At 59.9% G+C, this 17,085-nt stretch carries 10 protein-coding genes; 7 read left to right on the top strand and 3 right to left on the bottom strand.

Annotated elements, in window-relative coordinates:
• Positions 1 to 139: 139 nt before the first annotated feature.
• The 5 genes from RO07_RS05380 to RO07_RS05360 all read left to right on the top strand — a co-directional run bounded on the left by RO07_RS05380 (position 140) and on the right by RO07_RS05360 (position 10,986).
• The gene (locus RO07_RS05380; RefSeq protein ID WP_052267040.1) at positions 140 to 8,470 is read left to right on the top strand and encodes a hemagglutinin repeat-containing protein; all 8,331 of its coding nucleotides are present in this window, start codon (positions 140 to 142) and stop codon (positions 8,468 to 8,470) included.
• A gap of 2 nt (positions 8,471 to 8,472) precedes the next feature.
• Entirely contained in the window at positions 8,473 to 8,871 is a 399-nt protein-coding gene (locus RO07_RS05375) for a hypothetical protein (protein ID WP_039408712.1), read from the top strand.
• 293 nt (positions 8,872 to 9,164) lie between these two features.
• On the top strand, positions 9,165 to 9,524 hold the full coding sequence (locus tag RO07_RS05370; RefSeq protein ID WP_039408709.1) for a hypothetical protein: 360 nt from the start codon (positions 9,165 to 9,167) through the stop codon (positions 9,522 to 9,524).
• A gap of 593 nt (positions 9,525 to 10,117) precedes the next feature.
• The gene (locus tag RO07_RS05365; protein WP_039408706.1) at positions 10,118 to 10,480 is read left to right on the top strand and encodes an immunity 8 family protein; all 363 of its coding nucleotides are present in this window, start codon (positions 10,118 to 10,120) and stop codon (positions 10,478 to 10,480) included.
• Between the two features lie 68 nt (positions 10,481 to 10,548).
• Positions 10,549 to 10,986 carry a hypothetical protein gene (locus tag RO07_RS05360; RefSeq protein ID WP_147284543.1) on the top strand — a complete coding sequence of 146 codons (438 nt, stop codon included), beginning with the start codon at positions 10,549 to 10,551 and terminating at the stop codon, positions 10,984 to 10,986.
• 767 nt (positions 10,987 to 11,753) lie between these two features.
• Here RO07_RS05360 and RO07_RS25780 read toward each other — a convergent pair.
• Positions 11,754 to 11,918, bottom strand: a complete 165-nt coding sequence (locus RO07_RS25780; protein WP_157118193.1) for a hypothetical protein — start codon at positions 11,916 to 11,918, stop codon at positions 11,754 to 11,756.
• An 18-nt stretch (positions 11,919 to 11,936) separates the two neighbouring features.
• On the opposite strand from RO07_RS25780, the gene RO07_RS05355 reads away from it, so the two are divergent.
• Positions 11,937 to 12,437: a contact-dependent growth inhibition system immunity protein gene (locus tag RO07_RS05355; protein ID WP_039408702.1), complete on the top strand. Its 501-nt coding sequence runs from the start codon at positions 11,937 to 11,939 to the stop codon at positions 12,435 to 12,437.
• 142 nt (positions 12,438 to 12,579) lie between these two features.
• On the opposite strand, the gene RO07_RS05350 is transcribed toward RO07_RS05355, so the two are convergent.
• Together RO07_RS05350 and RO07_RS05345 are read right to left on the bottom strand one after the other, a co-directional pair.
• Positions 12,580 to 13,758: a pyridoxal-phosphate dependent enzyme gene (locus tag RO07_RS05350; RefSeq protein ID WP_072636965.1), complete on the bottom strand. Its 1,179-nt coding sequence runs from the start codon at positions 13,756 to 13,758 to the stop codon at positions 12,580 to 12,582.
• 103 nt (positions 13,759 to 13,861) lie between these two features.
• Positions 13,862 to 16,669, bottom strand: coding sequence for a hypothetical protein (locus RO07_RS05345; RefSeq protein ID WP_039408700.1), 2,808 nt, complete (start codon positions 16,667 to 16,669; stop codon positions 13,862 to 13,864).
• 67 nt (positions 16,670 to 16,736) lie between these two features.
• Here RO07_RS05345 and RO07_RS05340 point away from each other — a divergent pair, with 67 nt between their 5' ends.
• Positions 16,737 to 17,084, top strand: coding sequence for a hypothetical protein (locus RO07_RS05340; RefSeq protein ID WP_039408699.1), 348 nt, complete (start codon positions 16,737 to 16,739; stop codon positions 17,082 to 17,084).
• Position 17,085: the final 1 nt, after the last annotated feature.

The following is a 17,085-nucleotide window of genomic DNA, read 5'->3' as shown; positions in this document are numbered from 1 at the left end:
AGGGCGTCGAAAGGCGTCGGGGATTGCTTCCGGTTCTGCATCAGTCGTTTCATCGGGGATCTTTCAGTCGAACGGCGGTGTCGGTCCGACACAAACAGGAAATTACTCGGCAACCCACGTCACAAGGTTCAAGCGCCTCGTGGCGCATGTCGTCATTGCGGCGATCGTTGCGCAGCCGCTGGCGACGATCGCGCAGATCGTGGCGGACCCGAACGCGGGCGCCAATCGTCCCGGAGTGATTCAGACGCAGAATGGGTTGCCGCAGGTCAATATCACGGCTCCCTCCGCTGGCGGCGTTTCACAGAATCTCTACTCCCAGTTCGATGTTCCCCGGCAAGGCGCGATCCTCAATAATTCGGCGACCATCGCTCAAACGCAGCAAGCGGGGCTGGTCGCCGGTAACCCGAATCTGGCGCAAGGTCAGTCGGCGCGCATCATCCTCAATCAGGTCACGGGCAATTTGCCCAGTCAGATTCGCGGTTATCTCGAAGTGGCCGGCAATCGCGCCGAGGTGATCGTGGCCAATGGCAACGGGATCGTGGTCGACGGCGGCGGGTTCATCAACACCTCGCGCGGCATTCTCACGACCGGCGCGCCGATCTTCGGGGCAGACGGCACGCTCAACGGCTTTCAGGTCTCGCGAGGCACCATCGCGGTCCAGGGCGGAGGGCTGAATGCCGGAAACGTCGATCAGATCGATTTGATCGCGCGGGCCGTCTCCGTCAATGCCTCGATCTATGGGAATCGTCTGAACGTCGTGACCGGGGCCAATCGGGTCGATCACGACACGTTGAACGCATCGGCGGATACGTCCACGGGCGCGGCGCCCGGCGTTGCCCTCGATGTCGGTCAGCTCGGCGGCATGTATGCCAATCGCATCTTCCTGGTCGGTACCGAGAACGGCGTGGGGGTGTCCAACAACGGGATCATTGCCGCACAGGCGGGCGAGCTGACGTTGCGCACGAATGGCGACCTGGTGCAGTCCGGCAAGTTGATGGCGTCCGGCGACCTTGCGGCGAGTGCCAAGGGCGCTGTCGACAATCGCGGGAGCCTCTATGCCCGGGGTACGGTGTCGGTCGGAAGTGATTCGACGCTGAGCAACAGCGGGACGATTGCAGGCGCCGGGGACGTCACGCTGAACGCTCGGAATGTCCAGTCGTCGGGTTCGCTGGGTGCTGGCGTGGACGAGCGCGGAGCGGTGACCAATGCCGGACGGATGGCCGTCAACGCCCTGGCGCAGGCCCGTCTTTCGGGGCTGGCCACCGCGGGGAGCGACATTGCGTTGAGGGCGGCGTCCGCGGATTTGCGCGATGCGACCATCACCGCGACCGACGTACTGACGCTCGACGTAAGCGGCGGCACGGATACCCGTCGGGCCACGCTTACGGCAGATCGACTTGGGTTCACCGTTGGCAGCCTGAACAACGCCGGTGGCCATCTGCGCCATATCGGGACGGGCAAGACGTTCTTTTCGGTGGCAGGGACGCTGGATAACACGTCGGGAGAAATCCGGTCGAACGGCGGCGATATGACGGTTTCCGCCGCCACGTTGACGAACGAGGACGGTGCGCTCGCTCACGCCGGGATCGGCAATCTCTCGGTGACAGCGGGCGCCCTGAGCAATCGCTCCGGCACGATCACGTCCAATGGCGACATCGACGTCGGCACCACCTCGCTCGATAACACGGCCGGGACGCTGACCGGCGGCAAATCCGTCACAGCGAACGCGCTGACGACACTCTCGAATCGCGGCGGCCGCATCGAGTCGGCGGCGCAAATGCGTCTGACGTCGGGCGGCCTGCTCGACAACACCTCCGGGCAGCTTCAGTCCAACGGACGCGACTTCACGGTGTCCGCGGGCTCACTGACCAACGATCTCGGCAACCTCAAACTGTCAGGCGGCGGCGTGTTGACGCTCACCTCGGGAGTCCTCTCGAATCGCAGCGGTGCGATCGCGTCGAACGGCGATGCGACGATCAAGCTCGCCAGTCTGGACAATCATGCCGGCTCGATCGTGAGCGGCAAGGGTCTGAGCTTGAGCGCGCGCACCGATATCGCCAACGACGGCGGCCTGATTCAGGCCGTCTCGGCATTGACGGCTTCGGCAGGCGGCGTGCTGAACAACACCGGCGGCCGCATCGAAGCCAACGATCAGAACGCGACGCTCGACGTCTCGGGCAACGCCGTCGACAACAGCTCGGGACGCATCGTCAACGCGGGCGTGGGCGCCACACAGGTGAGCGCTACCGGCACTCTGACCAATCAGGACGCCGCCCGGACGACCAAGGTAGGGATCATCGGCGGAAAGGGCGACGTCACGATCACGGCCGGGACGTTTGCCAATGGCATTGGGGGCCAAACCGCCGCGGGTCGCGACCTGAATGTGCAGGTGGCAACAGGAGCCGTAACGAACGCCGGCACGTTCACCTCCGCCAATCAATTGCGGGTGCGCGGCGCGAGCATCATGAACGATTCCGCGGGCGGCATGTTCGCGAAGACCACCACGCTCAACGCCATCAACACGCTGACCAACACCGGCCGCCTCGAGGGAGACACGCTGGATATCACCGCCGGAGCGGTGAATAACGTGAGCACGATCATCGGCAACAACGTGACCTTGCGCGCGAACAGCATCACCAATACCGGCGCGAGTGCGGTCATCGGCGCGGCGTCGGAACTCAGTCTGTATGCGGCCGGCACGTTGACCAACCAGTCGCAGGCGAGTCTGTTCAGTATCGGAAAGATCAACATCGCCGGCGGCGACACGCGCGATGCGTCGGGTTATCTGACGCGCCGCACCGCTTCGGTGTTGAACGACCAGTCGTCTATCGAGGCGGGAACGGGCATCGAGATCGCGGCCGATTCGATCGTGAACCGCCGGCCGGCGCCTACCGCCGTGACACAGTCGAGCGGTCCACAGGTGCAGACACTGACCAAACGGGACAAGTACATCGGCTGCGCCACGATGAACGCCTCGAAAACGTGTCCGCAATCGCTTCGGGACGAAGGGTACAACACGCCGCTCAACGTGACGTTCAGCAACAGCAGCGTTGTCTCCAAGTCCGACGGGCCGAACGCCGTCGATCGGGTGATTGTCGTCAACAGCGGCAGCGGCCCTCGGACGCTGTACTACAACAGCGTGACCGACAACGGTAACGGCACCGTCACGGTGAACTACTGGGACGCCTACGACCCGCACGTCAACTACGATCCGGGCACGGAGTTTCCGACACGTAGCGACGGCCATAAGGGCTATCAGCGTGTGGAGATCTCACGCGAAGTGACGACGAACTCGTCCGAGGACGTGATCAGCGGCGGCGCGGCGCCGAAAGCCACGTTGATCGCGGGCGGAAATCTGGTCATGCGCAACGTGGGATCGTTGACCAACGAGCACAGCGCCATCGCCGCGGGCGGCAATATCGTCATCGGCAACACCAGCCAGAGCGGCGCCGTCGACAGCGGTTCGATCGGTGGCACGACCGTCACCAATATCGGACAGACGCTGTACCGGCGCGCCACGCAGGACATCGTCTCCACGTACTCGTGGAACGAGGGCATCGGCAGCGACATGGGCACTATCGTGCAGGCGCCGGTCGTGGTCGCACCGGTGGCCATCGGCTCGACGGGCGGCACCATCGTTGCGGGCGGCAGCGTCACCATCGACGCAAAGAACGTCACGAACACCAACACGGGAGCGGGTGCGGGCAGCACGCTCGGCGCCAATGCTTCTGGCGTGACGGTCACCGGCAAGACGTGGCAGACCGTGGCCGGACCGACCGGGCAACTGAACCTCAAGCTGCCGACCAACGGCCTGTACAGCCTGCGCACTGCACCGGGACAGCCGTATCTGATCGTGACCGATCCGCGGCTCACGCAGTACGCCAGCTTCGTGTCCAGCGATTACCTGCTCCAGCAGATCGGATTCAATCCGCAGACGAGCGAGAAACGCCTGGGCGATGGGTTGTACGAGCAGCAGCAGGTGCGCGATCAGATCACGCAGATGACGGGCCGCACCTACCTTCAGGGGTACAACAACGCCGAGGCCGAATATCGCGATCTGATGACCAACGGCGCGAACTACGCCAAGCAGTTCGGGTTGGTGCCAGGCGTCGGGTTAACGGCAGCCCAGATGGATGCGCTCACCAGCGACATCGTCTGGCTCGTGTCGCAGAACGTGACGCTGCCTGACGGCACATCCACGCAGGTGCTGGCGCCGGTGGTGTATCTCGCCAAGCCGCGTGCGGGCGATCTCCAGCCGTCAGGCGCGTTGATCGCCGGCAACGACATTCAGGTACACGCGAGCGGTTCGTTGGCCAACAGCGGCGTCATCAAGGCGGGCACCAATACGCTCGTCGAGGCAGGCGACGTCATCAACCGTTCCGGCACGATCACCAGCGGTGGAGCGGGCGGTGACGCGGGCACCACCCGAATCGTCGCAGCGAACGACATCATCAACGCGTCGGGCGAAATCTCCGGGGATCGCGTGGCTGTGCTGGCCGGACGCGATGTCGTCAACACGACCGACGTCGACCTGAAGGGTATGCATCGCGAAAGCGGCAACACCCAGGTCACCACGTCGTTGCTCGGCAAGACGGGCACGATCGCGTCGACCGGCGATCTGGCGATCGGTGCGGGTCGGGATCTGACGGTCAGGGGCGGTGCGATCTCCGCCGGTGGCGATGCGCAGATCATCGTCGGGCGCGACCTGAAAGTCGACACGGTGCAGGTGAACGTCGACCAGTCGATGCATCAGAACGACGCCCATCACTGGGAAGAATCGACGACGCTGAACAAGACGTCGAGCATTACGACCGGCGGCACGCTGTCGACGACCAGTGTGAACGACACCACCCTGTCCGGCGCGCAGATTACCGCGGGCAAGGGGGCGAGCATCCTGGCGGGTGGCGACCTGAATATCTCCGCGGCGAAGGATACGGCGACGCGCAGCAACGTCGCGGCGGATTCCGCGTCGCGTCAGGAAGTCAGTCACGGCTACGACGAGCGCACCGTAGGGTCGTCGATTTCATCGGGCGGCGCGATCGTGCTGGCCGCGTCGAATCAGACGGACGCCACCAAGGGGAACGTCACCGTCACCGGCTCGACGGTGACATCGGGGACCGATGCCACGACCAAGGGCGGCATTACCGTGGTCGCGTCGGGCAACGTCGTGGTGCAGGAGGCGCGTGAGCGTCACGACAGCGACGTGGCTGTCGATTCGAAGCGCGGCAGCTTCGTCAGCGGCACGCAGACTTCGTCGGCGCAACAGCAGCATGTCGATGCGGGGGTTGCGAGCACGCTTTCGGGCGATACCGTGACGGTGAAGGCCGCGAACGACCTGACGGTTCAGGGCAGCAATATCGTGGGCACGAACGACGTGACGTTGAGCGCCGGGCGCAACGTCACGATCACGACGTCGGAAGATCGCACCGACGCGACAAGTTCGTTCTCGCAGCGCGAATCGGGTTTCATGTCCAACGGTGGCCTTTCGTTTTCGATCGGCAGTCGCTCGCAGTCGGACGATCAACGGTCGTCGCAAGTCACCCACACCGGCAGCCTGGTGGGATCGGTCGACGGCAACCTGACCGTCAAGGCGGGTGAGACGCTGCACGTGACCGGCAGCACGCTGCATGCGGGTAACGACGTCAACTTGGCAGGCAAATCGGTCACCATCGATGCCGCCCATGACACGTTCGGCATGAACGAGAAGCAGTCGTTCCAGCAGTCCGGCCTGACGATCGGGTTCACGAATCCGATTCTGGCGGCGGTGCAGGCGACGACCGACGTTGCGAAGTCAGCGAGCCGAGCCAAAGGGGATGCGCGTCTTCTCGCGCTGGCGGGGGCGACTGCCGGATTGGCCGTGGCGAACGCGGCGGACACCATCGCCAAGGATCCGAAGGAAGCGACGAGTGTCGGCATTAACGTGTCGTTGGGGGCCAGTCGCAGCAACAGCGAAACGACGTCGCAGTCGTCGACGGCCGCGGGCAGTCGGATTTCGGGCAACCGGAACGTGAACATCACGGCGTCGGGTGGTGGTGCCGATAGCGATTTGTCCATCGTCGGCAGTCAGATCAAGGCCGGCCAGAATGCGCTGCTGAGTGCGGATGGCGACGTCAACATTCAGGCCGCGCAGAACACCAGTTCGCAGCACAGCAACAACTCGGGGACGAACGCGAGCCTTGGGGTTTCGTTCACGGTGGGCTCGAAGTCCGGAATTTCGTTCAACGCCGGCGTGTCCGGCAATCGCGGCAACGCCGATGGCGACGACGTGGCGTGGAGTAACAGTCATGTGCAGGCGGGCGATAAGCTGACGATCAAATCCGGTGCGGATACGACCTTGCGCGGGGCTGTCGTCGAAGGGCGGCAAGTCGTGGCGAACGTGGGCGGCAATCTTACGGTGGAGAGTTTGCAGGACACCAGCCGCTACGACTCGAAGCAGCAGAGCGCGGGGGTGTCGGCAAGCGTTTGCGTGCCGCCGCTGTGTGCAGGTGGTAGCAGCATTGCCGGGAATATCGGTCAGCAGAAGCTCAATAGCGACTATGCGAGCGTGATCGAGCAGACGGGGATTCGTGCGGGTAGCGGTGGCTTCCAGATCGATGTGAAGGGCAATACCGGTCTGGTGGGCGGCGTGATCGCGAGCAATGACGAGGCTGTTGCCAATGGCAGCAATCGTCTGACGACGGGTACGCTCACGCACAGCGATATCGAGAATCACGCATCGTACTCAGGCTCGCAGGTCGGGCTGGGCGGTGGCTTCGGTACGTCGATCGGCAAGGACCGCGAGGGTAAGGCGGATAACGTCAACCCGATTGCGGGTACGGAGTTGCCTCGCTCGTCGGGTGGCGCGTCGATCAACATGCCGGTGGTCATGGGGGCGTCGGGAAGCGCGTCGGGCACCACGCGCAGCGGCATCAGCGGCGGTGCGTTGACGGTGCGCGACAGCGACGCGCAGCGGAAGCTGACCGGTGAGACAGCCGACGAAGCCGTCGCGAACGTGAATCGCGATACGTCGAATACGAATGGCTCTGTCGAGCAGATATTCGACAAGGAGAAGATTCAAGCCGGGTTTGAGATCGTCGGGCAGTTCATCAATCAGGTGAACACGCTGGTGACGAATAAGGCGCGCGAGGCGGATGATCTCAAGGCGCGACGAGAAAAGGAAACGGATCCGGAAAAGCAGGCACAACTGGATCAGCAGATCGCCGAAGCCCAAAAATGGGCACCGGGTGGCGAGTATCGCCGGATCGTCACTGCGATCTCAATTGGAGTTGGCGGCAACGTCGCGGGTGGCATGGGGGAAGTCGCGACGAACACGATGGTCAGCTATCTGCAGAGCCTCGGGGCCGAACAGGTCAAGAGGATTGCGGACAATCTCGGCAGTGAGCCTGCGCGGGTTGCTCTGCAAGCGATTGTCGGGTGTGCGGGATCTGCGGCCTCCGGAGGGAACTGCGGTGCTGGTGCGCTGGGTGCGTCGGCCAGTGTGGTGCTCAATAACCTGCTCGACGGAGCCAATGGGAAGTCTGGCGAAGATCTGAGCGTCGAAGAGAAAGAGAACCGCACGAATCTGATTACCGGGATTGTCGCGGGTATCGCGGGGGTGGCGGGCACCGATGTCGTATCTGCGAGCGCGGGTGCGACGATAGAAACCGTCAATAACGCGCTTACCCTCAGTGAGTTCAAGCTACTGATCCAGGAGGCGAAAGGATGCGAGCGAACTAACACTTGCGAGCAAGTAAGGGACAAATATCGGGCCCTCAGTGCAGCGAATCAGGAAAAGCTGGTTGCTACCTGTGCGGCTGATCCGAAAGCTTGTCAGGGAGAATTTGGAAGCTACCTTGCGGAGCTCAGTGATTTCCGAAAAACGTTGGATGCGGCTGTGGGCGAAAAGCTGCCAAGCACGATCAAGAATGATCTGGGCATCTACCTGCTGCACTATAACGACGCGGTTGCTGCGGTCAACGAACCTGAGCTCGCGAAGCAGTTCAAGGAAAAGTTTGGCATCAGCCAGGAGTTGGCGCAGACTGTCGCGGCGGTTGCTGCGGGTATTGCGGGGAGTAAGGCGGGAGGGAAGTATCGGGGGGCGCAGGGTGGTGGAAATTCGAACGCCACAAACACACCGTCTGCCTTGCAGCAGGTGAAGGATCTGTTCTCGTCGAACGCACAGGGAACGATTCAGATCGGCGAATCGACTTTCACTACACTTCCGAAGTCGGGAAATGCAGCCATATTTTCGGGGGTAACCGATGCGCAAGTTCAGCAGTACTTCATGAAACTGTCCGGTGCGTCTCAAATGCCCGCAGCTCGGACCATTTCAGGCCAGGGAACAATCTATGTGGTAAAGACACCCCAAGGTAACTTTACTCTCCGTGATTTCGCCGGTTCATCAAGCCAGACCGGATCCGTATGGACAATCGACGTTCCAGGCAGCGCTGTCGGAAAGACCTACAATCCAGAAATCAAGTTCCTGAGGTAAATATGATACTGAACCACCAGCGCGAAATTGTTCGCGATGCCTTCGGACTCTGGATATCCGGACTGTTCAGCGCCGTGTGTGGTTGGAACCCGGGTGCCTCCTTTCTGGAGAAGAAGGAGTATTTCTTATCGCTTCTCGAAACACTGCTTCGGGAGGGCAAGGTGATGTTCATTGCGCCCGGAGCTGATTGCTATGTCTCACCGGCAAATCCTACGCCGAAGCTCACAGTGGAGGACCCCGAAGCACGATGGAATGCCCCAATATCCGAGATCATGGACTACGTGCGAGGCCGGTGGCCCGAGAAGGCTAGTGACGAAAAGGATATCGAGTTGACGTACTACTTTTATGAGTTACCTGGATTAATCTGGGTCGGGGAGGACGGACGGCTCGTCGTTTCGTAGAGGTTCGTGCCACAAATACGACGGTGACATCAACTAAGCTTAATAGCTGAGATCCTAGTTCAAAAAATCCGGAATCGACCAAGTTTATCATTTGTCGACGCCATAGCTCCGGGTTGTAACCTTGAAAATTTGCAGGACACGAGCCGCTACGTCGGCGCTCCGTCTGGTGGCCTCACACCCTCGATGTCGTCATCCCAAACTCAACCTGGACTAGCACGGACAATCTAAGTCCTGAGCAGAACTCTCGGAACGTCGGCCAACAAGGAAGTCAGATTCTTGAGAGGCACATCGCAATGAAGATCGATCACGTCGAAGATATCCTTCGCTGCTCGTTTGGGCTTTGGATCTCAGGGTTTTTTAGTGCCATAAGCGGTTGGAATCCGGGCATCACGTTTCAGGAGCAAAAGAAAGCGTTCTTCGACTTGCTAGGGCAACTGCTTGACCAAGGGAGCGTCAAATTTTGCCCACCCAACGAATTTTGGCATGAGAGGTATGACGTTTGGGATGCCGATACCGAGACGATCTTAGAGTACTTTAAAGCTCGATGGCCGCTTGACGTCACTTCTGAGAAAAATGTCGCGCTGACAGACTATTTCTACGACATGCCAGCAATATTGTGGGTTGCACCTGACGGGACGCTGCATGGATCTTAACTTGTGGAAATTTTTTGTCACCGACAACTCAATCAGGTAGCCGTCGAACCCTTCCCAGATATCCTATATTTTCCGCGTTCTACTCTAGCCCTATCAGAGAGCACAGTCCGACGAGTTGGTCTCGCTTTTGGGAGACTCAAGTCTCCTGGAAGATGGAACAACTAATGAACCTGCCAACAGAGAGGCAAGCCCAGCGGCGCGTCGGGCTTGTCCTTTGTGACGTTGGCGAGCGTTGCGTAGGCCATCCCACTCCTCGGATGCACCAGCACTCGACGCTCAGATAGGTCATCCCGATAGCGCTTGAGAACGCGCAAGACGCACAGATTAATGCTCACCAAATCGATCGGTAAGACCCAGGGGAGAAGCGGATAACCTCAGGTCTGTATCCGCCGTAGTTGCAGTCGGTCGCCAAGAGGATCCCGTATATCGAGTCATTGCTTATAGTGGGTGAGTAGCGATGGACTCCGGATCTATCGCCCGCCACCAGCGAAGCCAAGCAGTTCGTATGCCATGACCGGCGTCCAGGCCAATTTTGAATTGAAGCTAACGCCTGGAAGTAGGCCCATTAGCAGCGGACACTTGAATATTACGTCATGAAAGCTGAAATCAAATCGCTGCATTCCTTGCAGTTGGAAGACAGACTGATCAATTACCAGCCGGATGATTTATCGAACTTCAGCACATGGATTAGAGCCTACATTGGTCCGCAAAGCGAGGCCAGTTCGGAAGCGTTCGACATCGAGATCTGCACACCAGACTGGCTTAAATCGCAATGCGCCATCGAGGGGCAAATGTGGGGAAGGCACATGCTGATTGTTGAAGCCTATGATTACAAGACCATCAAAGCAGCCATTGAGCGCTACGTCGCAACTTGCCACGGTGAAGACTGGGCTGCTATCGCGACCAAGTTGAGCCGAATGGGCGCATGGGAGTTTGAAGACTATCGGGACCGTTAGCACTTTCTCAGCAACGTTGGTAGCGGCGATTTTTTGCCACAAGCGGTGCGGCGACAGTTGGAAGATCGGTGAACACGAACGGAGGCGGCCCGATGTCGGCGAATAAAATTGAGATGATTGTGGACTATGAAAACGTCAAGAAGCTCTTGGTTGATTTAGCTAAATCTAACAACCTTACGGAGGAGGACCTCAACTGTTATAACGAGGAGAAATTGAGTTTTGATTGGCACATCAGTTGGAAATCCGATTTGAATGAGAGGTTTCAATCGAATATTGCAAACTTAGAGGCTGCGATTAAGTTATACAAGAGCGCTCTCGCTGCCAATGATCCCCTTGCAGCAAGGATCGGGTTGTTGCGAGCAAGCGTGTACTCTCATGATCTGACGAGCTTTTTTGATGCACTACGCCATGATTTGGGCAAGGCCAGTGCTGATCCAAGGTTCCATTGGCCAGAGATTCCTGAGGACTACAAAATTCCCTCGAAGTATGGCTTCGACGAGAAATAGTCTGCTCAATAGCAAAATCGCCGTTCAACCAACCCCGCATCGGCTGGGTTTGCCGTTGGATGGCCCCATAGCTCTGAATTGGAACCTCGAGAACTCGCGGGACACGAGCCGCTACGACTCGGAGCAGTAGAACGCGTAAGTCTCAGCAAGTGTTTGCATGCCGCCGTTGTGCGTGGGCGGGTAGCAGCATTACCGGGAATTCTTGATAGCGTTACGCAATGCTGTTCTGGACCGGAAACCAGGCGAGACTCTTTCGTTGCTGTTGCTGTTTGACGAAGAAGATCGGGTTCGAGTCGAAGCGGCAATGACCGAGGGGTAAGTACTAGACACGAGCGATTTTTCCGTCGTTTCTCACAGATTGTTTGCAGAAGAGTGCCCTGATCTGCTTCGGCTCTCGGATGAGGGCAAATGCTTGACACTATTGCTCTCCGCAAACGGAGGGGAGTTTAGTCTCTCGTTTGACAGTTACCTCTTCTATAGCAAGGCGGACGAGGGCGATTCCTTGCGTCTTTTGGCTCAGATGAAGAGATGGGTGTCTAGGGAGTACGCTCATCCAAGTCAAAAACTCTGCCCTAATTTCATGGTTTGTGACGCAGAGCTATGAGGTTCGCCGGGAGAGTGAACTCAGCCATTACGTTGTTCTCACTCAAAATGATGTGGTGAACATTATTTGCACCGAGCCCCCTATCGTTGAAGTCGGTCGCCGAGTTTAATGCAATATCGCTGTGGCGCACTCCGAATATCCGGTGCAGTTGACGATTTCAAATTCAAGTGACAACTAACGTCAACCCAATTGCGGGTACTGAGTTACCGCGCTCGTCGGGTGGCGCGTCGATCAACATGCCAGTGGTCATGGAGGCTTCGGGAAACGCGTCGGGCATCACGCGCAGCAGCATCAGTGGCGGCGCACTGACGGTGCGCGACAGCGACATCCAGCATCAAGTAACGAGATGAAGAAAATAACTGCTAGATCGGTTGCCTTTTTTAATGGTGATTTCTTTTATGTCGTGACACAGTCCATTGGAATGTTGTCTTACCCGGAGCCGAGCGCTGATCCACACTTTCTTCCGCCGGATGTCGACGACGCGACCCTTGGCCGGACCTTGCGCCTCGCGTTGTCGCTAAGTAGGTCGGTCGATTCGGAAGAGTTTCAGAGACTCTGGAAATCGGGAGACATCCAGAAAATTGAGGACTCTCGAGATGCTTGGGCTATGAATGAATACGGCTATAAAACAAAGCGCGCCATGCGCAGAAATATGAATTGCTGCTGGATCAGTGTATCGGAAGGGGAAGTGCAGGTTAAGCCGACGCATCACAAATCTCTGGATACTTACACCGGCATATCCAACGACGGTCCCGAGATTTTGCATGTCCCTGAACTCGCATCAGATGCAGAGTTGGGCGCTGCGTTACGGGAGGGTTTTCAACGCTGCACCAGTGCTGTGAAATGATGCTGAACAAGCTGCCGAAGATGTTAACTGGCTGCCTGCGAGAGTCGAGCCATAACGCCCGATTGTGGAATTGGCAAAGCTGCGCCGATTTTAGCAATCAATCCGGTGACGCTCTCTATGGGTTTACGCCCACGTGAAATAGTCAGGCCGAGGCCGGAACCAGCGGTATCAGAATAGGCACTGGTTCACGAGCCGAACTCGCGGTTCCTATCACGACCACTTTGGTATCGTCAGCCAAGGCGCCAGTTGCCTTGAGGAGTGGAACGGCGCCAAGCGCCGAAGCCGCACTCAACTCCAGATCGAGGCCGTGCCGCGCCGCCTCGGCCTGCGCGGCGATTGCGGCGGTATCATTCACGCACACGGCCGATCCGCAGCTTTCTACCACCGCTCTTACCGCCTGATCAGTCGTGGTGTCGCCTGCAATGGAAAATTGCGGAGTCTGGCCGGGAAAAAGATCCGTGGACTTCGCATGGCCACTCAGTACTTTCGATAATCTGGGAAACGGTTCGACCGCATGAAGACTCGGCACGCTTTTCAACAGTCCAGCGCGCTTGAGGTCCTTGAAGCCTTCGCCGATACCCCAGATCAGGTCACCGCGCGCGCATGGGACCACCACGGCATCGATCTGGCCCTCCTGTTGAAACAGCTCGTAAGCGATGGTCTTGTACCCTTGGACACCATACGGATTGCTTCCCACTGCGGGCAACACATAGTTCGTGATTGGAAACCAGCCGCTGACGACCATCTCACTCATCGCAGTCCAACGATCGAGATGCGTTCTGCATACTATGATTTCGGCCCCCATGCGCTCAAGTAACGTCCGATAGCCATCGGGTATTGAAGCCGTCACGAGAACCCTGCAAGGAACCGCAGCTGCGGCCGCATAGGCTGCCAGCGAGATCGCAGCGTTGCCCGAGCTGACGCAAACTACACCGTTCATTCCGATTTCGATGGCCCTCGCCAGAGCCAACGGAGTCATTCGATCCTTGTGACTACCGGTGGGGTTGGCCGATTCACGTTTGACTACCAGCTTCCGAAGACCGAAAGAAACAGCAAGCGCGGGCAGATCTACAGTCGGCGTGCCGCCTTCGTTGAGCGATGGGAAATCCACGTAGGGTAACCATGCACCATAGGTCCGCAATGGACCGACACATGACGGTAGTTGGGCAACGCTCTGTCGATATTCGGCCGCGAGCGACGTGGGCATTCCCCGTTTTCTCGATTCAGGATCGCCTTCGAACCAGTCGCCGACGGCATAGTGCGATTTGCCGTCCAGACTTCTGAATCCGATCAGCAAGGGATTACGAATGACGTTTCTCATGTTGATTCGTGACCATATACACAGCTCTCGCTTTCTTGCTGAGCGCATTGTCTCCGAGCATACCCTGAGCAAGGAGATGCCTCAATCCAACCGCACCGCCCCCTCATGGCTGATCGTCACGCTCCTTGAGCTGGTACTGGTACCACGCGATCAGGGCGATGATGAACAGAAAGAGGAAGATCGGAATCATGTAGCCACGTGCGAGCCATCTCAGGAACGGGTCGCAAAAGAGCAATGCCAGCCCCAGCAGGATCCACGCAGCAGCCACCACGAGCGCCGGCGCATGGTAGTAGCGCGACATGAGTTCGCGCCAGCGGCACGACGCGTAATACGCCACGCCGCATCCGATCAACAGCAACAGCACGATCTTGGTGGCGAGCCGGAAGGCGTACAGGTTCTCGCACACGGTCTTGCAGACCGCCGAAGACTGAACGCCCGCAGGAATCTGATAATGATCCGCCAGACATTCGCTGATGCTGCGCGTCAACGAACAGGCCTGCACCCCTTTCATCGGCGTTGGAATCAACGTATCCGCGACGGGCAACGCCGGACCGACCTTCGCAGCATCCGGTGCGGCATCACGCAATGGCATCGGCCAGAAGCCGATGCCGCCGAAGTTGTCCTGCGCATACACGATGTCGTCCTGAAGCTGCTGCCAGTTGTCGTTGTCGAACGTGATGACCGGAATGATCTGGCGCAACACCGTCATGCGGTCCTCCCCGTGCAAGCCTTCCTCGACGGATTCGCGCAACGCCTTCTTCGAGTCGGTCGTCGGTTCGTCGAGCAGCACCAGAAAGTTCGGTCGCCGTTGCCTGTCCCGGTCGACGCGCGCCAGCAGGTCGGTCGAGACGTTCCTGTCCGTGTCAGTCACGAGTTGCAGCAGGTTCCCGTAAGCGTAGATGCCATGCCCCACCCGGTCATGCCGCACCATGATGTCGATGCGATCCCCTGCCCCCGCCTCGCGCAATCGGGTGCGCAGTTGATCCACGAACTGGTTGAACACGACCACGGACACCGGGTCCTGCGGATAGTCGTCGAAAAACAGCACGACGCCGCTGCCATTGGTCGGGGCGAAACGTGCACCGAACGGCAGATGGTTCGAGACGGCCGCTGTCCAGTTCCGCAAGCCGGTCGAGAGTAGGCGCACGATGTCCGCGCCGAGGCGATTCAACACGGCCACCTTGCGGTCCTTGTCGAGGCGCATCCAGGTGCGCCAGTCGTTGCGCTGAATCACCCATTGCACGTTACTCTGATGCCGTTGCGCGACGGACACGAAGTCGCCGGAAAGCGATGCGGACGTTTGCGCCTGCTCGACGAAACTGCCACCGTAGTTGGCCTGTACGAGACTGCCGGTGTCGTCGAACGTCGCGCCGTAATAGCCGATGCGCGTGAGCGTGCTGAAATCCACGTTCTGCTTCGGCCCCGCCATCCAGAACGGGAAAAAGCCGTAGACGGTGCCTTGCAGATGGTCGAGCAGGCAACCACAGCCGTCGCCGCTCCAACGCACCTGTTTGGCCGGATCGAACACCGGCTTCTTGCGCGCGGTGGCAACGAGCGATGGCCGGAAGCGGTCATACAGCACCTGCATCAACTGCGGCAGCGACAAGCTCTCGACGTTGCTGCACGTGCCTTTGCGCCACAGCGCTTCGAGCTGCGCGAACAGCGCCGGGTCGCGCAGCACCGCGGACAATTGCTGCATCTGGTTGGCCGAGACCTTGCGCGCGTCGGCCACGCTACCGGGAATCCCCGTCGGACAGGCCCCCACACCCTCACGCAAACGCGCCATCACGGCACGGTCGAACAGCCACAATTGCGGGTACTGCAGGCCTTGCAACCCTTTGAGCATGTCGAGAATGACGGGCGGCACCGATTCGTTCCTTCGGCTCGATGCCAGCTCAGCGAGCGCCTGCGCGGTCAACACGTACGTGGTCTGCGATTGCGCCGCGCGAACGATCTCGGGCACGTACGGGTCGACCGGCGTCTTGATCGCCGAAGTGGCGTCGAGAATCGCCTCGTTGAAGTCCGCCCGACTCGCGTACTCCTCCGTCATACCGGAGACGGCTTCGACGATGTCCGTGGGCACTCGGCCATCCTGGCGGAGTTGCTGGAGCGAAGCGTCCGTCAGTTGATAGGTGGTCGTGATCGCTACGGCGCGCGCTTCCGGCAAGTAAGCCCCGGCCTGCTTGCCGAGATCCTTGAGCGCATCGAGCACTGCCGCATCGAACAGCGGCTGGTTCAGGTAGACCTTGTCCTGCAAGGCCGACAGATGGTCGACGACCTTCGACTTGGAGGCCAGCAGCGTGAAGTCGGCAGCATCGAGCGTGTAGTTGTAGATCGTGAGCAACGCACGGTCCGGGTCGGGACCGGCGTTGCGATTGCCGTCGGTATCGAGGTGGTACAGCCAGAGCATGGCGGCGATCTCGTCGTCCGTGCCGGCGAGACGAATCTGGTAATAGCGCGCCTGCTCCTTCGGCTCGAACCCGTCGATCCAGCGGCCCAGATCGGCGCCGACCAGATCGGCCTTCCATTGCGGATGCGCGCGCACGATGGACGCGAACTTCAGAAGCGCCTGCACCGACGCATTGGTCAGATTGCCGACCGGCTGCATCTTGAAATCCAGCCAGAAGCGGTTGAGCCAGGACAGCGTGATTGGGCCGACGAGGTTGTCCGACAGCGGCCGGGTGCTCTCCCGATAGGCCTGCAGATAAGCCGGATCTTCCGAATAGATGACGAGGAGCGCCTGCTGGATGGCACGGCGCATAGCAGGGGCCAGACGACGAACGACGTCCGCGGAAATCAGCGCGGTGCCCGGGCCGGAAGTCGGCTCCGGCGTGACCTGAACGGTATTGACGATTCGCCACGCCTGCTCGGGCGTCATCGGCTTGCCATCGCTGCCTATGGGCGGCGCCATACGCGACGCCTTTATCGTCGGTGCGAGCGCTTGAGCCGGTGCGGCGACCGGCTGCGTCGGCGCACCTTTGACGGCCACGGGTTGCGACGCGACAGCCGGACTGCTCGCTGCGGCGGGCGCGGCAACGGGTTCGGTCGTTGGCGCGGCAGGTTGCGCCTCGGGCTTGGACGCCGACGCAGCACTCGCGCCGGACGTAGGCGTCGTCGGCGCGGCTACCGGGGCCGGCGGCCCTGCCGGCGCCGAGGCAACGGATGGTGCAGATGACGGAGATGACGCGGGCGGGGCGGATGGCGATGCAACGACGCTCGCGACGGACGGCACAGCCCCAACGACCGCCAGCGACACCGTCATGCCCATCAACACGGCGCACAGCGACGCCATCCGTCTGCGGGAACGCCTCATGAAGTCGACGTAGC

The organism is Pandoraea pulmonicola, from assembly GCF_000815105.2.
Classification (GTDB): Bacteria; Pseudomonadota; Gammaproteobacteria; order Burkholderiales; family Burkholderiaceae; genus Pandoraea; species Pandoraea pulmonicola.
The sequence above is the reverse complement of the archived record's forward strand: the minus strand, read 5'-3'. Positions and strand labels throughout refer to the sequence as shown.